Origin of the sequence: Streptomyces microflavus, assembly GCF_014650075.1 — a bacterium.
In the GTDB taxonomy this organism is placed as follows: domain Bacteria; phylum Actinomycetota; class Actinomycetes; order Streptomycetales; family Streptomycetaceae; genus Streptomyces; species Streptomyces microflavus.
Window position 1 is genome coordinate 799,785 of record NZ_BMUG01000002.1, and the last position, 19,913, is coordinate 819,697.

Annotated in this window: 16 protein-coding genes, 3 tRNA genes and 1 pseudogene; 12 read left to right on the plus strand and 8 right to left on the minus strand. The window is 71.9% G+C overall.

Annotated features, from left to right (window positions below):
• The first annotated feature begins 109 nt into the window (after positions 1-109).
• The 4 genes from purD (at position 110) to IE264_RS08740 (ending at position 6,163) form a co-directional block, all read left to right on the plus strand.
• The gene (gene purD, locus IE264_RS08725; RefSeq protein WP_032760125.1) at positions 110-1,360 is read left to right on the plus strand and encodes a phosphoribosylamine--glycine ligase; all 1,251 of its coding nucleotides are present in this window, start codon (positions 110-112) and stop codon (positions 1,358-1,360) included.
• A gap of 430 nt (positions 1,361-1,790) precedes the next feature.
• A complete protein-coding gene (locus tag IE264_RS08730) occupies positions 1,791-3,455 on the plus strand; it encodes a M48 family metalloprotease (protein WP_032760124.1) in 1,665 nt (554 codons plus the stop codon).
• Positions 3,456-3,622: 167 nt separating this feature from the next.
• A complete protein-coding gene (locus tag IE264_RS08735; RefSeq protein WP_032760123.1) occupies positions 3,623-5,077 on the plus strand; it encodes a N,N-dimethylformamidase beta subunit family domain-containing protein in 1,455 nt (484 codons plus the stop codon).
• 171 nt (positions 5,078-5,248) lie between these two features.
• Positions 5,249-6,163 (plus strand): phosphoribosylaminoimidazolesuccinocarboxamide synthase, encoded by a 915-nt coding sequence (locus IE264_RS08740; protein ID WP_032760122.1) that lies wholly within the window; start codon positions 5,249-5,251, stop codon positions 6,161-6,163.
• A gap of 60 nt (positions 6,164-6,223) precedes the next feature.
• Here IE264_RS08740 and IE264_RS08745 read toward each other — a convergent pair.
• The 8 genes from IE264_RS08745 to IE264_RS08780 form a co-directional block, all read right to left on the minus strand.
• Positions 6,224-6,299: transfer RNA gene (locus tag IE264_RS08745), tRNA-Gly, on the minus strand.
• A 23-nt stretch (positions 6,300-6,322) separates the two neighbouring features.
• The gene (locus IE264_RS08750) at positions 6,323-6,952 is read right to left on the minus strand and encodes a response regulator transcription factor (RefSeq protein WP_015610103.1); all 630 of its coding nucleotides are present in this window, start codon (positions 6,950-6,952) and stop codon (positions 6,323-6,325) included.
• A 110-nt stretch (positions 6,953-7,062) separates the two neighbouring features.
• A complete protein-coding gene (locus IE264_RS08755) occupies positions 7,063-8,364 on the minus strand; it encodes a sensor histidine kinase (RefSeq protein WP_032760121.1) in 1,302 nt (433 codons plus the stop codon).
• Between the two features lie 39 nt (positions 8,365-8,403).
• A complete protein-coding gene (locus IE264_RS08760; protein ID WP_032760120.1) occupies positions 8,404-9,237 on the minus strand; it encodes an ABC transporter permease in 834 nt (277 codons plus the stop codon).
• Positions 9,234-10,256 (minus strand): ABC transporter ATP-binding protein, encoded by a 1,023-nt coding sequence (locus tag IE264_RS08765; RefSeq protein ID WP_015610106.1) that lies wholly within the window; start codon positions 10,254-10,256, stop codon positions 9,234-9,236. The genes IE264_RS08760 and IE264_RS08765 overlap by 4 nt, the downstream gene beginning before the upstream one ends.
• Positions 10,257-10,398: 142 nt before the next feature.
• Positions 10,399-10,474: transfer RNA gene (locus IE264_RS08770), tRNA-Gly, on the minus strand.
• A gap of 79 nt (positions 10,475-10,553) precedes the next feature.
• Positions 10,554-10,625, minus strand: a tRNA-Gly gene (locus tag IE264_RS08775).
• Positions 10,626-10,816: 191 nt separating this feature from the next.
• Positions 10,817-11,152, minus strand: coding sequence for a histone-like nucleoid-structuring protein Lsr2 (locus tag IE264_RS08780; protein ID WP_032760119.1), 336 nt, complete (start codon positions 11,150-11,152; stop codon positions 10,817-10,819).
• Between the two features lie 421 nt (positions 11,153-11,573).
• Here IE264_RS08780 and purS point away from each other — a divergent pair, with 421 nt between their 5' ends.
• The 8 genes and pseudogenes from purS to purF all read left to right on the plus strand — a co-directional run bounded on the left by purS (position 11,574) and on the right by purF (position 19,880).
• The gene (gene purS, locus IE264_RS08785; protein ID WP_015610108.1) at positions 11,574-11,825 is read left to right on the plus strand and encodes a phosphoribosylformylglycinamidine synthase subunit PurS; all 252 of its coding nucleotides are present in this window, start codon (positions 11,574-11,576) and stop codon (positions 11,823-11,825) included.
• Positions 11,822-12,502 (plus strand): phosphoribosylformylglycinamidine synthase subunit PurQ, encoded by a 681-nt coding sequence (gene purQ / locus IE264_RS08790; protein ID WP_031126283.1) that lies wholly within the window; start codon positions 11,822-11,824, stop codon positions 12,500-12,502. The genes purS and purQ overlap by 4 nt, the downstream gene beginning before the upstream one ends.
• Positions 12,499-14,748, plus strand: coding sequence for a phosphoribosylformylglycinamidine synthase subunit PurL (gene purL / locus IE264_RS08795; RefSeq protein WP_032760118.1), 2,250 nt, complete (start codon positions 12,499-12,501; stop codon positions 14,746-14,748). The genes purQ and purL overlap by 4 nt, the downstream gene beginning before the upstream one ends.
• Before the next feature lie 124 nt (positions 14,749-14,872).
• Positions 14,873-15,409, plus strand: coding sequence for an ArsR/SmtB family transcription factor (locus IE264_RS08800; protein WP_032760117.1), 537 nt, complete (start codon positions 14,873-14,875; stop codon positions 15,407-15,409).
• A gap of 46 nt (positions 15,410-15,455) precedes the next feature.
• Positions 15,456-16,299: pseudogene (locus IE264_RS08805) on the plus strand (M23 family metallopeptidase).
• Between the two features lie 10 nt (positions 16,300-16,309).
• Positions 16,310-17,113 carry a maleylpyruvate isomerase family mycothiol-dependent enzyme gene (locus tag IE264_RS08810; protein ID WP_032760115.1) on the plus strand — a complete coding sequence of 268 codons (804 nt, stop codon included), beginning with the start codon at positions 16,310-16,312 and terminating at the stop codon, positions 17,111-17,113.
• A 50-nt stretch (positions 17,114-17,163) separates the two neighbouring features.
• Positions 17,164-18,012 (plus strand): META domain-containing protein, encoded by an 849-nt coding sequence (locus tag IE264_RS08815; RefSeq protein WP_032760114.1) that lies wholly within the window; start codon positions 17,164-17,166, stop codon positions 18,010-18,012.
• 341 nt (positions 18,013-18,353) lie between these two features.
• Positions 18,354-19,880, plus strand: coding sequence for an amidophosphoribosyltransferase (purF, locus tag IE264_RS08820; RefSeq protein WP_015610115.1), 1,527 nt, complete (start codon positions 18,354-18,356; stop codon positions 19,878-19,880).
• Positions 19,881-19,913 lie beyond the last annotated feature (33 nt).

Genomic DNA, 19,913 nt, shown 5'->3' on the forward strand with positions numbered 1-19,913 from the left:
ACAGCCCCCGGGCGGGCGGACCGGTCGCCCCCGGACCGGCGGGTCGTATCGCCGTCCACGGACCGGCGGCCGTCCGGGCCCACCGCCCTCGGCGGCTAGGCTGCACCCCGTGAAGGTCCTCGTCATCGGCGGCGGCGCCCGCGAACACGCCCTGTGCCGCTCTCTGTCCCTCGACCCCGATGTCACCGCTCTGTACTGCGCCCCCGGCAACGCCGGCATCGCAGAGGTGGCCGAACTGCACCCGGTCGACGCGCTCGACGGTGACGCCGTCGCGCGCCTCGCGACCGGTCTGGGCGCCGAGCTGGTGGTCGTCGGCCCGGAGGCGCCGCTCGTCGCCGGGGTCGCCGACGCCGTGCGCGCGGCCGGCATCCCCTGCTTCGGCCCCTCCGGCGAAGCCGCCCAGCTCGAAGGCTCCAAGGCGTTCGCCAAGGACGTCATGGCCGGGGCCGGCGTCCCCACCGCCCGCAGCTACGTCTGCACCACCCCCGCGGAGATCGACGAGGCCCTCGACGCCTTCGGCGCTCCGTACGTCGTCAAGGACGACGGCCTCGCGGCGGGCAAGGGCGTCGTCGTCACCGACGACCTCGCCGCCGCCCGCGACCACGCGCTCTCCTGCGACCGCGTGGTCATCGAGGAGTTCCTCGACGGCCCCGAGGTCAGCCTCTTCGCCATCACCGACGGCACCACCGTGCTGCCGCTCCAGCCCGCCCAGGACTTCAAGCGCGCCCTGGACGGCGACGAGGGCCCGAACACCGGCGGCATGGGTGCCTACTCCCCGCTCCCGTGGGCCGACCCCAAGCTGGTCGACGAGGTCCTCGAAAGCGTCCTCCAGCCGACCGTCGACGAGCTCCGCCGCCGGGGTACGCCCTTCTCCGGGCTGCTCTACGCGGGCCTCGCGATCACCTCGCGCGGCGTGCGGGTCATCGAGTTCAACGCCCGCTTCGGCGACCCCGAGACCCAGGTCGTGCTGGCCCGGCTCCGGACCCCGCTGGCCGGTGTCCTGCTGGCCTCCGCCAACGGCACCCTGGACGTGCTCCCGCCGCTGGCCTGGCGCGACGACGCGGCGGTCACCGTCGTGATCGCCTCGCACAACTACCCGGACACCCCGCGCACCGGCGACCCGATCGACGGGCTCGCGGATATCGCGGCGCAGGATGCGCCGGACGCGTACGTCCTGCACGCCGGGACCCGTGCCGAGGGCGGCGCGGTCCTCAGCGCGGGCGGCCGGGTCCTCTCGGTGACCGCGACCGGCAAGGACCTCGCAGCGGCCCGTGAGCGCGCCTACACCGCCCTCGGCCGCATCCGCCTCGACGGCTCCCAGCACCGGACGGACATCGCCCTGAAGGCCGCCGGAGGCTGATCCCGCCGACGGCCGTTTCCCACCCCGGTTCGCACCTCGGTCTCCATCCCGGTTCGCACCTCGGTCTCCACCCCGGCCCCTCCCGCCTGCCCCCGCACGCCACCGGCGTACGCGGGGCAGGCGCGAGGGGCTGTCCCATGCAGCAGGCAGGGGGCAGGCATCAAGCCGCCATGGGGCAGTCAAGGGGGCAGGCCCGCGTACGCCGGTGGCGGCCCGCCGCCCATACGGACGCGGACACGTCAGCAGCTTTACCCAAAGCCATTCCATCGGGTGACGACTGGGCCAGACGGATGACGCCCGCCGGGGCCCCAACTAGGGTGCGGCGCAAGCGTTCCGGCACTTGGCCCACCGGCATTGCGATGTCGGTGGCTGGTGCCACAGTGGGGGAGTGAGCAACACCGTCGCGGGGCAGAGGGGGTGACATCCGGCCGTGTCCGGTATCGACGTGGGTGAGGAGCTGGGTGCGCGGGCCGCACAGGCCCGGGCGCTCGCCCTGCTGCGGATCCGCAGCAGGGCACTGGCCGTGGTGATCACGCCCGCGGCCGTGGCCGTCGTGCTGTTCGCCGCGGGCGCCCAAGGGCATCTCGGCGGAGCCTTCTGGGACGGCGTGCGCTGGGCGGTGGCCGCTGTCGCCGTCGTGGTGCTGCTGGTGGCCGCCGCGGTCGCGGTGTCCGTCGCGCGGGCGCGGCCCGCAGTGAGCCCGACCGTCCCCGTGGCGGAGGAAGGGGCCCCCGACCTCTACCGGCTGGTCCGGGACCTGGCTGACCGGCTCGGCGTCCCCGCGCCCTCGGCCATAGCGCTGACCCCGGACTGCGACAGCTGGCTGGAGGACCGTACGCACCGCGCCCACCGTGCCCACCGGGGAGGAGCCGGGCGGGAGGCCAAGGAGACGGCCCCCGTCCTGGTGATCGGTTCGCCGTTCCTGTGGTGGATGCGGGTCGCCGAGCTCCGCGCTGTTCTCGCCCCGGTCGTGGCGGGCACCGACTCGTCCGCGCACCCCGACATAGCCGCCGCCCGGCGCTTCGTCCGCGGTCTGGACGCTGCGGTGGCCGACGGCGCCGCCCCGGGCCGGGGCGCGCTGCGCGGGGCACCGGTCACCTTCGCCGGCTGGGTCGCCCGGCTGCTGCTGCGCGCCTGCCGGGAGCATGCCGCCGAGATGGAGCGGTGCGTGGCGGCCACGGCCTCGATGCGCGCCCAGGGCGTCGACTACGCGCTCCGCATCGCCGCCCAGGAGCAGGTCGGCCTCGCCTACGCGGGCTGGGACCGGCTGCTGACCCGGGTCGCGCTGCCCGCCTGGCGGATGGGCCGCTGGCCCTCCCGGCTGGACGCCGGAGTGGTCTCCGCCCTCACCGAGCTCTCCCGCCGCGACCGGCTGGCCGACGGCTTCACCTCGCGCCTCGGCGAGCGCCCCGCGTGCGACCTGCTCGAAGAGCCCGGCGTCGCCGACGAGGCCACCTCCCTGCTCGCCGCCCGCCTCTTCCACGGCGGCCCGGCGGAGAGCGGTCCGGACTGGGCGCCGGTGGACTGGCAGCAGTATCCGGAAGAGGTCGTGGACCGGAAGTGGCGTACGGAGGCGGCCCGGCTGCACCGGGTGCTCGACGCCATGGGCGTACCCCCGGCGTCCGCGGCCGATCCGGCGGTCCCCACCCTGGCCCGTGTCATGGAGCACCTGGCCGGTCCCGGCGGGCCCGGGGAGGAGCTCGCGGCGGGCATCGGCGCGGCGGTCGCCCGGGACGACGCCCGGACCCCCGCCCCCGGACCGGCCCAGCCGGCACCGGTCGGCGCCGGCCCCGACCCCCTGGACCTCTGGGGCCCCGACCCGCTCCCCCTCTTCCCGCTCCAGCCGCCGCGTACGGGCACGGAACTGCTCGCCGACCACGTCGCGGCCATGGTGTGCTGCGCGGCCGTGGACACGGCGGGCGCGGCCCCCGGCCTCGACTGGCTGGACGGCCCCGCCCTGCTCGTCGACGGCGAGCGCCGGGCGGACCTGGCGACGCCCGTCCTCAGCCTGGTCGAGGACGGCGACCCGGATCCGCTGCGGTCCTGGCTGGCCGAGGTGGGCGTCCGCTCCGACAAGCCCGTACGCCTGGTCTGAAGACGGCAGAGGCCGGAAGCACAGGGAAGAGGCCGGAAGGAAAGGTTCCGTTCACGTCAATTCGCGACGAAGGGTGACGGAGTGCGTGCGTTATGTGATGTGCTGGGGATCGGCGCTGACATCGTGCGCGCCGGAGTTGTCCGGGGGACCTGAGGGAGGGGCGCGGCATGGGGGCGGAGCAGATTCGCCGGTGGGAGTCGGGCGCCCTCGCGCACGCGGTGAGCGACCCCTTCGGACAGGGCCCGCTGCCCTGGCTGCGCGGCAGCGAGAACTACTTCGACGACACCGGCCAGGTCGTCCCCTGGTACGCCGACCTCGGCCGGGGCACCGGCGGCGGCACCCGTACCGCCGACGACGTCCGCCGGCAGATCAAGGGCTTCGTCTCCCCCGGAGCGGCGGCCCCCGGCGAGGCCATCGACTTCCACATCACCGTGGACCCGCCCCAGCAGTTCTCCGTCGACGTCTACCGGATCGGTCATTACGGCGGTGACGGCGCGGCCAAGATCACCACGAGCCCGCGCCTCTCCGGCATCGTCCAGCCGCCGCCGCTGGCCGCCGACCGGACCGTCTCCTGCCACCACTGGTGGATGTCCTGGCGGCTCCAGATCCCCAGCTACTGGTCGGTCGGCGCGTATGTGGCCGTCCTGACGACCGCCGACGGGTACCGCTCGCACATCCCGTTCACCGTCCGCCACGACCACCCCGCCGACCTGCTGCTCCTGCTCCCGGACATCACCTGGCAGGCGTACAACCTCTATCCGGAGGACGGCCGCACCGGCGCCAGCCTCTACCACGCGTGGGACGAGCGGGGGCGGCTGCTCGGTGAGGAGGACGCCGCCGTCACGATCTCCTTCGACCGCCCGTACGCCGGGGCGGGGCTGCCGCTGCACGTGGGGCACGCGTACGACTTCATCCGCTGGGCCGAGCGTTACGGCTACGACCTCGCCTACGCCGACGCCCGCGACCTGCACGCGGGCCGTATCGACCCCAGTCGCTACCGGGGCCTGGTCTTCCCCGGCCACGACGAGTACTGGTCGACGCCCATGCGCCGGGCCGCCGAGCGCGCCCGCGACTCCGGCACCTCGCTCGTCTTCCTCTCCGCCAACACCATGTACTGGCAGGTGGGCCTCGCCCCCTCCGCCTCCGGTGTCGCCGGCCGGCTGATGACCTGCCGCAAGCGCCGGGGGCCGGGGAAGTCCGCGCTGTGGCGCGAGGTGGACCGGCCCGAGCAGCAGCTCCTGGGCATCCAGTACGCGGGCCGGGTGCCCGAGCCCAGCCCGCTGGTCGTGCGCAACGCCGAGCACTGGCTCTGGGACTCCACGGGAGCGGCCGACGGCGACGAGATCGCGGGCCTGGTCGCCGGTGAGGCCGACCGCTACTTCCCCCGTACGAGCCTGCCCGAGCACGACAACCGGATCCTGCTCGCCCACTCCCCGTACCAGGACTCCGAGGGCGCCACCCGCCACCAGGAGACCTCGCTCTACCAGGCCCCCTCCGGCGCGCTCGTCTTCGCCTCCGGCACCTTCGCCTGGTCCCCGGCCCTGGACCGCCCCGGCCACACCGACCCCCGGATCCAGCGGGCGACGGCCAACCTCCTCGACCGGATCTGCAAGCGGGACTGACCGGATCCGCGGGCCGGACTGAACGGATCCGCAGGCAGGACCGACCGGAGCTGCAGTCCGGACTGCACGGATCCGCGAGGGCGACTGGCCGCGACCGGGCCCCGCGCGCGCTCCGCCCTCTCCGTACGGGACAATCGGAACCGCTCCTGGATCAATCTACGCGGAGGCACCGTGTCCGGTTTTGTAGAAAAGCCCGAGCCCGTACAGGTTCCGGGCCTCACCCACCTGCACACCGGCAAGGTGCGTGACCTGTACCGGAACGAGGCGGGCGACCTCGTCATGGTCGCCAGCGACCGTATCTCCGCGTACGACTGGGTCCTGCCCTCCGAGATCCCCGACAAGGGCCGCGTCCTCACCCGGCTCTCGCTCTGGTGGTTCGACCAGCTCGCCGACCTGGTGCCCAACCACGTGCTCTCCACCGAGCTGCCGCCCGGCGCCCCGGCGGACTGGGAGGGCCGCACCCTCATCTGCAAGTCCCTGCGGATGGTCCAGGTCGAGTGCGTGGCGCGCGGCTATCTCACCGGCTCCGGGCTCGTCGAGTACAACGCCACCCGTACGGTCTGTGGCCTCGGCCTCCCCGAGGGGCTGGTCGACGGCTCCGAGCTGCCCGGCCCGATCTTCACCCCGGCCACCAAGGCGGCCGTAGGCGACCACGACGAGAACGTGAGCTACCAGGAGATCGCCCGCGAGGTCGGCGTGGAGACGGCGGCCGAGCTGCGGCAGACGACGCTCGACGTCTACCGCCGGGCCCGGGACATCGCCCACAACCGGGGGATCATCCTGGCCGACACCAAGTTCGAGTTCGGCTTCGAGAGGTCTGCGGACGGCGGCGAGCGGCTGATCATCGCCGACGAGGTGCTGACGCCCGACTCCTCGCGCTTCTGGCCCGCCGCCACCTGGAAGCCGGGCCGCGCGCAGCCCTCGTACGACAAGCAGTTCGTCCGCGACTGGCTGACCTCGCCGGCCTCCGGCTGGGACCGCGCGAGCGAGCAGCCGCCGCCGGCGCTGCCGCAGGAGATCGTGGACGCGACCCGCGCCAAGTACATCGAGGCGTACGAGGTCCTGACCGGCTCCAACTGGTCGTAGCCGGCCGACGGGGATACGCAGAAGGCCCCGGTCCGCGAGGACCGGGGCCTTCTGTTTCTCTGGAGCGGACGACCAGGTTCGAACTGGCGACCTCAACCTTGGCAAGGTTGCGCTCTACCAACTGAGCTACGTCCGCACTGCGCCGAAGCGCGCTGCTTACTATACCCAACCCCGCTCGCGTGCGAGACGCACGGCCGTGTGCCGGTTCTCCGCACCGATCTTGGAGGCGGCGGAGGACAGGTAGTTGCGCACGGTCCCCTGCGAGAGCGAGGCCCGCTCCGCGATCTCCGCGACCGGCGCCCCGTCCGCCGCCAGTTCGAGCACCTCGGCCTCCCGGGCGGTCAGCGGGGAGTCCCCGGCGGAGATGGCGTCGGCCGCCAACTCAGGGTCGACATAACGGTTTCCGGCGTGGACGGTACGGATGATCTCGGCGAGCCGCCGGGCGCTGACGGTTTTCGGGACGAACCCGCGTACGCCGGCGGCCAGCGCCCGCTTGAGGTGCCCGGGGCGGCCGTGGCTGGTCACGATCATGGTGCGGCAGCCGGGCAGTTCCGTACGGAGCGATGTGGCGACCTTCACACCGTCCGCGCCCGGCATCTGGAGGTCGAGGACGGCGACATCGGGGCGGTGCGCCAGGGCCATCGCGAGCGCCTCGGGGCCGCTCGCCGCCTCCGCGACCACGATGAGGTCGTCCTCCAGGGCGAGCAGCGCGGCCAGGGCGCCCCGGATCAGGTGCTCGTCGTCGGCGAGCAGGACCCGCAGGGGCCGGTCCGGACCTTCGGTGGTCATCGTTCCTCCGGGAGGGCGGCAGCAAGGCTGCGGGTGGTCATCGTTCCTCCGGGAGGGCCGTACGGTCGGTGGTCATCGTTCCTCCGGGAGGGCGGCAAGGCTGCGGGTGGTCATCGTTCCTCCGGAGAGATGGATCGTGGGGCGGGGGAGGGGAGGCCGCGCGGAGCCGTGAGCGGGACCGTCGCCGTGACGCGGAACAGGCCGTCCCCGGCCGCTCCGGCCTCCAGCGACCCGCCCAGGGCCGCGAGCCGTTCGCGCAGCCCGGCCAGACCGGAGCCGCCGCCCACCTCGGGGGCCGCCCCCGCCCCGTCGTTCTCCACCTCCAGGACGACCGCGCCCGCCGCCGTGGTGAGACGGATCACGCAGTGCCGGGGGTCGCCGTGGCGCAGGACGTTGGTCGCCGCCTCGCGGACCACCCAGCCGAGGGCCGCCTGGATCGCCGGGGGCGCCCCGATCCCCGCCGGGCCGTCGGCGCCCTCGACGGTGCAGGAGATCCCGGCGGCCTCCAGTACACCCTTGGCGCCCAGGAGTTCGGTGGGCAGGTCGGCCTCGCGGTAGCCCCGTACGACATCGCGTACCTCCTGCTGGGAGGCGCGGGCGATCCGCTGCACCTCGACCATCTGGTCCACGGCCGCCGCGTTGCCGCGCTGGGCCAGCTCCACGGCCAGCTCGCTCTTCAGCGCGATCACCGCCAGGTTCCGGCCCAGCACGTCATGCATGTCCCGGCCGAACCGTAGCCGCTCCTCCGCCACCGCGAGCCGGGCCTGCATGTCCCGTGCGTCCTCGGCCTGCCACATCACGCTCATGCTCCAGGCGCTCGGCCGGGTCGAGGTGAGCACCAGCAGGAAGACGACGACCAGCGAGAGGGCCGCCCCGAACAGCAGGCCGCCGGGTACTCCGACGGCCGCCAGCAGCGCGACGAGGGCCACCGCGAAGGCCGCGCAGTGGAGCAGGTACGTCCGGACGGGGACGAGGAGCACGTACGGGATCGTGAACGCCACCGGCAGGTCCAGCACCAGCAGGGCCAGCCCCTCGTCCTTGATGCCGCCCACCGCCGCGAGGGCCACCAGCAGGCCGGTCAGCACCGCCAGCAGTGCGGCCGGCAGCCGCAGCCGCCGCATCGGGAAGGGCTCCGACCCCCGGTAGTGGGCGAAGGAGAGGCTCACGTTGCGGTTGCTCAGCAGGCACTGGACGGCGTTCACGGCGAAGAACGCTCCGCCGAGGGCCATCGCCGCCGGGCCGCGGTCCAGGGTCGCGCCGAGCGGCAGCAGACCCCAGGACACGAGGAAGATCCAGGGGAGCGCGCAGAGCGTGACCCGGGTGTAGAGGTCGATGCGCTGGAGCTTGGTGCGCTCCGTCCAGCCGCGCCGCCAGCCCCGTACTTGCCCGATCACCTCGGTCAGCTCCTTCATGTCGTCCCCGTGGCCGTGGCCGTGACCGGATTCCGGCGCTCAGCCGCGCGGGTCCCAGCGGAACCACCGCTGCACAGCAAACACCGCGAACGCGGTCCAGGCCAGCGCCGCCACGGCCGCGGTGAGCAGGTCGCCGCCCTCCACACCGCCGAGCCAGCCGTGCCGGATGAGGGTCATCACGCCGGTCAGCGGCAGCAGTTCGAACACCGAGGCCAGGCCGTCCGGGAAGATGTCCAGCGGGACGAAGATCCCGGAGGCGAAGAGCGAGACGAAGAACAGCGGCAACGTGGTGAGCTGCGAGGTCTGGACCGTCCGGGTCACCGCGGAGGTCGCGGCCGCCAGGCCGGACATCATCACGAGACCCACCAGCAGACCCGCCAGGAACAGCTCGGGCCGCTTCGGCGCGCTCAGGTCGAAGGCGACCGCGCCGGCCGCGACCAGCAGCACGACCTGGACGAGCGCCAGCGCGACGGCGGGCAGCGCGTTGGCGGCCAGGATCTCGCGGTCGGTGACCTCACCGGTCCGCAGCCGCTTGAGGACGAGTTCCTCGCGCCGGGTGACGTAACCGGTGACGAGGGTCATGTAGACGACCTGGACCAGCACGATGCCGATGCCGCCGGTGAGGGCCGCGCCCGCGATGGAGAGACCGGTGCCGGCGAGGTCGATCTGCTGGAGCGAGGCCCGGATCGAGAAGATCATCACGATCGGCAGCACCAGGGCCACGAAGATCGCGGACCGGTTGCGGACCAGCAGGATCAGCTCGGCGCGGGCGAGGGCGGTGAGCCGCCGGACGGAGGCGGAGGCCTTCGAGGGGGATGAGGGGGAGCGGCCGGGGGCCGTGCGGTCGTCCGCGAGGACGGTGGGCGTCGTCATGCCGTCACCTTCTTCTTCGTCTCGTCCATGGGCTTGGCCCCGGCCCGGCGCGGGTCGTCGGCCCGGGAGCGGAGCTGCGTGTTCGCGATCTGGAGGAACGCCTCCTCCAGGGAGGCGGAACGGGCGTCGAGCCCGAGCAGCTGCACGCCCGACTCCCTTGCCCAGCCGAGCAGTTCGTGCAGCGACTCCTGGAGCGCGGGGGTGCGGATCTCGATCCGCTGCCCCTCGGCGGCCGCCCGCAGCGTGAGCGGAAGGTGCCCTGCCGGTACGCCGTCGGGCAGCGTGAACCGGATCCTGGCGGGCTGCGACGCGGTGACCTCGGCGGTCGTCCCGGCCGTCACGATCTGCCCCTGGTGCATGATCGCCAGCCGGTCCGCGAGCGCCTCGGCCTCCTCCAGGTAGTGCGTGGTCAGGAGTACGGTCGTGCCGCCGTCCCGGAGCGCCCGGATCAGGTCCCAGGTGTCGCGCCGGCCCTCGGCGTCCAGCCCCGTCGTCGGCTCGTCCAGGAAGAGGACCTCGGGCCGCGAGGTCAGGGCGAGCGCCAGGTCCAGGCGCCGCTTCTCGCCGCCGGAGAGCTGCTTGACCCGCACCCCGGTCCGGCTCGTGAGGCCGACCATCTCCAGGGCCTCGGCGGCGGGGCGGGCGCCGGTGGTGCACGCCGACCACATCCGCGCGGTCTCCATGACGGTGAGGTCGGAGGGGAAGCCGCCCTCCTGGAGCATCACCCCGGTCCGGGGCCGGACGGCGGCGCGTTCGCGGTACGGGTCGTGGCCGAGGACCTTGATGGTCCCGGAGGTCGGGAGCGCCAGCCCTTCCAGGAGCTCCACGGTGGAGGTCTTGCCGGCGCCGTTCGTCCCGAGCAGGGCGAACAGCTCGCCGCGGGCCACGGAGAAGGAGACCCCGGAAACGGCCTCGAAGCCGTCCTTGTAGCTGCGGCGGACCCCGTTCGCCGCGATCACCGTCTCCGCGTCTGCCGGGCCACCTGTCGTTCGGTCGCTGAGAAAGTCTTCGCTGGTCATGCTTCAAGCTTTCCGCCGGACCGGGCTCGCGAGCAGTGCGCGCTGTCACCACTGCTCATGACAAACGTCATGAGCAGTGGTGAGACGAAGTCCGGGGAACGACAAAGGCCCTGACCGAAATCGGTCAGGGCCTTTGTCTCTGTGGAGCGGACGACCAGGTTCGAACTGGCGACCTCAACCTTGGCAAGGTTGCGCTCTACCAACTGAGCTACGTCCGCAGTGCAACCACTCGGCTTTCACCGGTGGAGCGAGCACTACTCTACCTGATCCAACGGAGTGGTCTGAAGAGTCGTGCAGAGCGGGTGACAGGAATTGCACACTGCGCCTTCCCCCTGGAAGGGGGATGTTCTACTACTGAACTACACCCGCACGCGGCTCGGGATCCGGCCTTTCGGCCTCGCCCCTCGGCGTGCTCCAGACTCTAGCCGACCTGCAGGGGTGTCGCGCAAGTCGGCTCCCGGCGGGTCCCCCGGAGCGGTTCCCCCGGCCCCGGTCCCGCGCCTGTGCACCCCGCCTGACGGAGCGTCCGCCCCCGGGGCCGGAGCCCCGGGGCCCGCACCTCAGTCGGCCGCGTTGAACGCCTCGTAGACCTTCTTCGGGATCCGGCCGCGGGCCGGCACCTCCATCCGGTGCGAGCGGGCCCAGGCGCGGACGGCCGCGGGGTCCGGGGCGAGGGAGGTGTGGTGGTACGACGCGGGGGTCCTGCCGTGCTTACTGGCATTTGTCTGCTTTCGGCCGGCCGCCACGTAAGGGGCCAGGGCCTTCCGCAGTTTCTTCGCGTTGGCGGGATTGAGGTCGATCTCGTACGTCTTCCCGTCCAGGGCGAAGGTGACCGTTTCCGCCGCTGTTCCCCCGTCGATGTCGTCGGAGAGCGTAACCACTACGCGCTGGGCCACGGATATCGGTCCTTTCCTACGGCGTCGGCGCGTCGGGCGTGCGCCGGTGGGCCGGCCTTCCGGCTGTTAGGCGGATACGGATCGACTGATGTCGACAGTTCCGGTGTTCTCGGGGCAATGCTGCTTTCCCCGGTAATCATTTGTACAGCGGTTGGTACCGCATTGTGAAGCCCAGCCAATTACATCCGCGTGTCCGTGCGCAATCCGGCGGGTGATTTTTTCCCAGGACTTTTCTCGCACGTTGTCGCGGCCGATATCCGGGCGTGATCTGCGCCGAGCCGCCGGTGGCTGTGCCCCACGTCCGTTCCGTCCGATATCTACCCGCGTAGAATTTTCGGCCAGGTACGCTGAGTGGACCCGCGGGGGTCTGGGGAACCCCCCGGAGAGACAGCCGCACCACACCACCACACCGGGAGTGCCAGTGGCACGCGTCGTAGTCGACGTCATGCTCAAGCCGGAGATCCTCGACCCGCAGGGACAGGCGGTGCAGCGTGCGCTGCCCCGTCTCGGCTTTGAGGGAATCGCGGACGTTCGTCAGGGAAAGCGTTTCGAGCTGGAGGTCGAGGGGCCGGTGGACGACGCCGCCCTCGCCCGTATTAACGAGATGGCCGAGACCTTCCTCGCCAACACCGTCATCGAGGACTTCACCGTGAAGGTGGAGGAGGAGAAGTGACCACCCGTATCGGCGTCGTCACTTTTCCCGGCACCCTCGACGATCAGGACGCGCTGAGGGCCGTCCGGATCGCGGGTGCCGAGCCCGTATCGCTCTGGCACCGTGACAAGGACCTACACCAGGTCGACGCGGTCGTCCTGGCCGGCGGTTTCTCCTACGGGGACTACCTGCGGGCCGGTGCGATCTCGCGCTTCTCGCCGGTGATGGAGCCGCTCATCGAGCAGGCGAAGGCCGGTATGCCGGTCCTCGGCATCTGCAACGGCTTCCAGATCCTGACCGAGGCGCACCTGCTGCCCGGCGCGATGCTGCGCAACAACCACCTGCACTTCATCTGCCGCGACCAGAAGCTGCGGGTGGAGAACGCGGGGACCGCCTGGACCTCGGACTACAGCGCCGGCCAGGAGATCCAGGTCCCGCTCAAGAACATGGACGGCCGGTACACCGCCGACGAGCACACGCTCGACGAGCTGGAGGCCGAGGGCCGCGTTGCTTTCCGCTACCTGGACGGCAACCCCAACGGCTCGCTCCGCGACATCGCGGGCATCACCAACGCGGCGGGCAACATCGTCGGCCTGATGCCGCACCCGGAGCACGCCGTGGAGCCGCTCATCGGCACCGGCCGCACCGACGGCCTCGGTTTCTTCACCTCGATCATCAAGAAGCTGGTCAACGCATGAGCCTGGATACGGTCAAGCACGCGGCCGAGACCCCGGACGCCGAGCAGCCCTGGAAGGAGCTCGGCCTCAAGGAGGACGAGTACGCCCGGATCCGCGAGATCCTGGGCCGCCGTCCCACCGGCGCCGAGCTCGCCATGTACTCGGTGATGTGGTCGGAGCACTGTTCGTACAAGAGCAGCAAGGTCCACCTCAAGCAGTTCGGCGAGAAGGTCCCCGCCAACGACGCGATGCTCGTCGGCATCGGTGAGAACGCGGGCGTCGTCGACGTCGGCCAGGGGTACGCGGTCACCTTCAAGGTCGAGTCGCACAACCACCCCTCGTACATCGAGCCCTACCAGGGCGCGGCCACCGGCATCGGCGGCATCGTCCGCGACATCCTCGCCATGGGCGCCCGCCCGATCGCGGTGGTCGACCCGCTGCGCTTCGGCGCGGCCGACCACCCCGACACCAAGCGCGTCCTGCCGGGCGTCGTCGCGGGCATCGGCGGCTACGGCAACTGCCTGGGCCTGCCCAACATCGGCGGCGAGGTCGTCTTCGACGCCTGCTACCAGGGCAACCCGCTGGTCAACGCCGGCTGCATCGGCGTGATGAAGCACGAGGACATCCACCTCGCGCAGGCCTCCGGCCCCGGCAACAAGGTCATCCTGTACGGCGCCCGCACCGGCGGCGACGGCATCGGCGGCGTGTCCGTGCTGGCCTCGGAGACCTTCGAGTCCACCGGCCCCGCCAAGCGCCCCGCCGTCCAGGTCGGCGACCCGTTCCAGGAGAAGCTCCTCATCGAGTGCACCCTGGAGATCTTCAAGGAGAAGCTCGTCGCGGGCATCCAGGACCTCGGCGGCGCCGGGCTCTCCTGCGCCACCAGCGAGCTGGCCTCGGCCGGTTCCGGCGGTATGCGCGTCGAGCTGGACACCGTGCCGCTGCGCGACTCCTCCCTCTCGCCCGAGGAAATCCTCATGAGCGAGTCGCAGGAGCGCATGTGCGCGATCGTCGAGCCGCAGCACGTCGACCGCTTCCTGGAGATCTGCGAGAAGTGGGACGTCATCGCCACCGTCATCGGTGAGGTGACCGAGGGCTCCCAGCTGGAGATCTTCTGGCACGGCGAGCAGATCGTGGACGTGCCGCCGCGCTCGGTCGCCCACGAGGGCCCGACCTACAACCGCCCGTACGCCCGCCCGTCCTGGCAGGACGCGCTCCAGGCGGACGACGCCGGAAAGCTGGCCCGCCCGGCGAACGCGGCCGAGCTGCGCGAGCAGGTCCTGAAGCTGGTCGCCTCCCCGAACCAGGCCTCCAAGGCGTGGATCACCGACCAGTACGACCGCTTCGTGCAGGGCAACACCGTGCTGGCGATGCCCGAGGACGCGGGCATGGTCCGCATCGACGCCGAGACGAACCTGGGCGTGGCGATGGCGACCGACGGCAACGGCCGGTACGCCAAGCTCGACCCGTACACCGGCGCGCAGCTCGCGCTGGCGGAGTCGTACCGCAACGTCGCCGCCTCCGGCGCCAAGCCGCTCGCCATCTCGGACTGCCTGAACTTCGGTTCGCCCGAGGACCCGGACGTCATGTGGCAGTTCGCCGAGGCCACCCGCGGTCTCGCGGACGGCTGCCTGGAGCTGGGCACCCCGGTCACCGGCGGCAACGTCTCGCTCTACAACCAGACCGGTGAGACGGCGATCCACCCGACGCCGGTCGTGGCCGTGCTCGGTGTGATCGACGACGTCACCCGGCGTACGCCGGTCGCGTTCGCGGAAGAGGGCCAGCTCCTCTACCTGCTGGGCGACACCCACGAGGAGTTCGGCGGCTCGGCCTGGTCCGAGGTCGTCCACCAGCACCTCGGCGGCCTGCCGCCCAAGGTGGACCTCGGCCGGGAGAAGCTGCTCGCCGAGATCCTCATCTCCGCCTCCCGCGACGGCATGATCGACGCGGCGCACGACCTGAGCGACGGCGGCCTGATCCAGGCGGTCACCGAGTCCTGCCTGCGCGGCGGGAAGGGTGCCCGGCTGGTCGTGCCGGACGGCCTGGACACGTTCACGTTCCTCTTCTCGGAGTCGGCGGGGCGCGCGGTCGTCTCGATCCCGCGCAGCGAGGAGCTCCGCTTCAACGACATGTGCGGCGCACGGGGTCTGCCCGTCGCCCGCATCGGTGTCGTGGACGGCGAAGAGATCGAGATCCAGGGCGAGTTCAGCATTCCGCTGAGCGAGCTCCGTACGGCGCACGAGGCGACGATCCCCGCGCTGCTCGCCTGAGCCGAGCAGTCGCGCGTACGTCTGAAGCCCCCGCCCCGGGCCATCCGGGGCGGGGGCTTCGGCCTTCCCCGAACCTTCGCGAACCCTCTTGATGGGAATTACGTAATTACGTAAGGTTGGTGTCATGGAGCTGGAGCAGCGGGTCGCCGAGCTGGAGAGGCGGCTCACGGCGCTGGAGCGGCAGGACCGTGAGTCCCCCCGCCTGGGCGACGGCGACTTCTGGGCGTTGAACGGGCTGAAACAGCAGCTCGCCGACGTCGGGGAGGCCGCGGCCGACGGGGGAGTGCTCTTCACCGGAGCGGTCCGGCTGCCCACCGGCGAGCAGTACGAGTGGCAGTACGGGGCCCTCACCGGCGCCCTCCTCGAAGAGGAGGGCACGGGCGACGAGGAGCGGCCCGACGGCGCGTCGGCGACGGCGGATTCGCTCGCCGCGCTCGGCCACCCGGTACGGCTGCGCCTGCTCCGCGAGATCCTCGGCGGCCGCCGTACCGCCGCCGAACTGGCCGCGCTCGACGCGGTCGGCACCACCGGCCAGATCTACCACCACCTGCGCCAGCTGACCGGCGCGGGCTGGCTCCACACGGCCGGCCGCGGCCGGTACGAGGTGCCGGCCGCCCGGGTGGTGCCGCTGCTGGTGGTGCTGGCGGCGGCGAGGCCGTAGAACCGACCGGAAACAGGGGGAAGTGATCATGTCCGTCCGCAGAGCCATGTCCGTCCGCAAAGCCCTGATGGTGCTCTACCGCGTGTGCTGGCTCGTCTTCGTGGCGCTGGTGCTCATCGGGGTCTTCGCCGAGCCGCTGCTGCCCTTCGGCCTGACCTTCGTGCCCGCGGTCGTGGCCGTGGCCATCGGGTTCGCGCTGAGCCGCAGCGGACCGAAGGAGGCGCTGAAGGACCGTCCCGCCGTGGAGGTCGATCCGCCGGTGACCGGCCGCTGGTCCGCCCTGAACAGCCCGGCGGACAAGGTCCCGAGCCACGGGACGCACGTGTACGGGCAGACGTACGCGATCGACATCGTGGCCGAGCCGGAGACCGCTGACGGCGAGTCCCCGGCCCGCCCCCCCGTTCCGCCTGTTCTGGCCGGTCGTCCGGCGCAACCGCGACTTCCCGGCCTTCGGCGCCCCGCTGCTCGCGGTGGCCGACGCCACGGTCGTCCGGGCGAGCGACGGCCGGCGCGACCACCTGAGCCGCAACTCGCTGCCCGCGCTCGCCTATCTGATGCTGATCGAGGGCGGCGTACGGGACATGCTCGGCGCGCGGGCAATCATCGGCAACCACGTGATCCTGGACCTAGGGGAGGGCACGTACGCCGTCTACGCCCACGTACAGCGCGGCTCGCTCCAGGTGAGGGCCGGGGACACCGTCCGGGCCGGACAGCCCATCGCCCGTGTCGGGAACTCCGGCAACACCACCGAACCCCACCTCCACTTCCACCTCATGGACGGCCCGGATCCGGATTCGGCCCGAGGTATCCCGTTCACCTGGCGGGGTGTCGGGGTCCCGGCGAACGGCGAGGAGTTCACCGTCGGCACCGATGTCAGTGGGGCCCGTTAGTCTCGGCCCCATGCCCCCGGCCAAGAAGCGCCCGCGCGCCTACGACCACCTCAGGACCCGGACGGCGGTCCTCGCCCAGTTCGCCCATGTCCGTGACGCCGTCGCCGAGTTGACGCCCGAGCAGCTCGCCCGGCCGACCCGGCTCGGCGACTGGACGGTCCGCGAGCTCGCCGCGCATGTCGCGATGGTCCTGGGCAGCGTGAGCCGCTCCCTGGCCGTGCCGGAGCCGCCGGGACCCAAGCCCGGCCTCACGCTCCTGGAGTGGCCGCCCGCGACCTCGGCTTACGCCGCCCGGATCGCGGAGGACGTCGAGGACCTGGCGACCGGCCGCCCCGACCTCACCGCGCTGTACGGGGAGGTCGAGGCGGCGTTCCTCGCGGACGTCCCGGCCTCCGGCACGGGGGAGCGGCTGCTGCCCACCCGGGTCGGCACCATGCGGCTGGCCGACTTCCTGGTCACCCGGACCGTCGAGCTGATCGTCCACACCGACGACCTCAACGAGGCGCTCGGGACGGAGATCCCGTACGACCGGCAGGCCCTGGCCGCCTGCACCCGGCTGCTGGCGGACGCCCTCGCGGACCGGGCGCCCGGCGGTTCGGTCGAGGTACGCGTCCCGCCGTTCGCGGTGGTCCAGTGCATCGGCGGCCCCAAGCACACCCGGGGCACCCCGCCCAACGTCGTGGAGACCGGCCCGCTGACCTGGATCCGCCTCGCCACCGGTCGTACGGAGTGGGCGCGGGCCCTGGAGAACGCCGAGGTCAGCGCGAGTGGCGAGCGCGCCGATCTGGCGGAGCTGCTGCCCCTGATGGGCTGACGGACACAAGGCGACGGAACCGGATCGGGGCCCCGTTCCGTCACATCGCCATGCACACACAACGTATGGCAGTCAGCGTCAGCGTCCTGGCCCTCCTCACCCTCGCCGCCTGCGGTACGGAGTCGGGTTCCGGCTCCGGCTCCGGTGACGGCAGCGACACCGTGCAGAGCGATGTGCCCGTCACGGGGGTGGCGTGGAGCGTCGACTCCCTGACCGTCGGCGGGAAGAAGACCGGGGCCCCGGAGGGCTCCCGGCTGGAGATCGACCCGAAGGGCCGGGCCAAGGCCGGCTTCGGCTGCAACCACATCAGCGCGGACGCCCGCGTCGAGGGCGACCGGATCACCTTCGGCAAGCCCGTCTCCACGCAGATGGCGTGCGACGAGACCACCGAGAAGGCCGAGAAGGCCGCCCTCGCCGCGATGGACGGCGAAGTCACCGCCAAGCTCTCCGGCGAGAAGCTGACCCTCACCACCGAGGGCGGCGACACCATCGCACTCAGCGAGGAGAAGCCGGCCGACCTGGTGGGCACGCGGTGGGCGGTGAACACGCTCCTCAGCGGAGAGACGGCGACCACCGTCCCCGCCGATCTGCCGAAGGAGCGGGTGCCCCACCTGACCTTCGGCGAGGACGGCACGGTGCACGGCAACTCCGGCTGCAACTCCTTCCACGGCAAGGCGGCGGTCAAGGGCTCCACGATCGACTTCGGCCCGCCGGCCGGCACCCGGAAGATGTGCCCGGAGGCCGAGATGGAGGTGGAGCGCGCGGTACTCGCGGCCCTGGACGGCCCGGCGACGTACACGATCAAGGGCAGCACGCTCACCGTCACGTCGAAGGACGGCAAGGGCATCGGCGCCACGGCCGCCCCGGCGAAGAGCGAGGGCACCCAGGAACAGGGTTGAACCCGGCTCCCCGGTGTGAGGCTCACCACGAAACGAGCGTTCGGACAGCGGCCGGGGCGGGCCCGGGGCAGGTTCACCGAGCGCCACGGCCGGAAGGCCGCCAACCGGTCGCCGCGGCGGGTCCCTACCGGCCGGTAACCGGTCCCCGGCCCGGGAGTGAGCGCCGCAGCCGCTCCCCGGGGACCCCGGCGCTCGGACGATGGTCACACAGGGTCACCGGCCGAAGTCCCGCGAATCGCCCGCCCGGCGCGACGGGCCGACCCGTTCCCCGTGCTCCGCCCCGGCTTTGCCGACCGGTCCCCAATTCGGACCAGTGGTCGATCTCGCCTACACTCGGTGCCGTGCCCCGTGGTGATGGACGACTCAACCACGACCTGCTCCCCGGAGAGAAAGGCCCCCAGGACGCTTGTGGCGTCTTCGGTGTCTGGGCTCCGGGTGAAGAGGTCGCCAAGCTCACCTATTTCGGACTGTATGCCCTGCAGCACCGCGGACAGGAATCCGCGGGCATCGCAGTGAGCAACGGGTCCCAGATCCTCGTCTTCAAGGACATGGGACTGGTCTCGCAGGTCTTCGACGAAACGTCTCTGGGTTCCCTCCAGGGCCATATCGCGGTCGGTCATGCCCGCTACTCCACCACCGGTGCCTCGGTGTGGGAGAACGCGCAGCCGACGTTCCGTGCCACCGCGCACGGCTCGATCGCCCTCGGCCACAACGGGAACCTGGTCAACACGGCCCAGCTCGCGGAGATGGTCGCCGACCTCCCCCGCAAGGACGGCCGCGCCACCCAGGTCGCCGCGACCAACGACACCGACCTGGTGACCGCACTGCTCGCCGGGCAGCGCGACGAGAACGACAAGCCCCTCACCATCGAGGAAGCCGCCGCCAAGGTGCTCCCCGACGTCAAGGGCGCGTTCTCGCTCGTCTTCATGGACGAGCACACCCTCTACGCCGCCCGTGACCCGCAGGGCATCCGCCCGCTGGTACTCGGCCGGCTCGAGCGCGGCTGGGTGGTCGCCTCCGAGTCCGCCGCGCTCGACATCTGCGGCGCCAGCTACGTACGCGAGATCGAGCCGGGTGAGCTCGTCGCCATCGACGAGAACGGCCTGCGCACCTCCCGATTCGCAGAAGCGAAGCCCAAGGGCTGTGTCTTCGAGTACGTCTACCTGGCCCGTCCCGACACCGACATCGCCGGCCGGAACGTCTACCTCTCCCGGGTGGAGATGGGCCGCCGACTGGCCGCCGAAGCCCCCGCAGAGGCGGATCTGGTCATAGCGACCCCGGAATCCGGCACCCCCGCCGCGATCGGGTACGCGGAGGCCAGCGGTATCCCGTTCGGCGCCGGACTGGTGAAGAACGCCTACGTCGGCCGGACCTTCATCCAGCCCTCGCAGACCATCCGCCAGCTCGGTATCCGGCTCAAGCTGAACCCGCTGAAGGAAGTCATCAAGGGCAAGCGCCTGGTGGTCGTCGACGACTCGATCGTCCGCGGCAACACCCAGCGCGCACTGGTCCGGATGCTCCGCGAGGCCGGGGCCGCCGAGATCCACATCCGGATCTCCTCGCCGCCGGTCAAGTGGCCCTGCTTCTTCGGCATCGACTTCGCGACCCGCGCCGAGCTGATCGCCAACGGCATGACCGTCGACGAGATCTGCACCTCGATGGGGGCCGACTCCCTGTCGTACATCTCGATCGACGCGATGATCGAGGCGACCACGATCGACAAGCCCAACCTGTGCCGCGCCTGCTTCGACGGTGAGTACCCGATGGAGCTCCCGGACCCGGAGCTGCTCGGCAAGCAGCTGCTGGAGACCGAGCTGGCGGCAGGGCCCGCGGCCACCGCCGCGGCCGACGCGCTGCGCCGTCCGTGACCCGGACGCGCGGCCGCCTCCCCCACCAGCCCC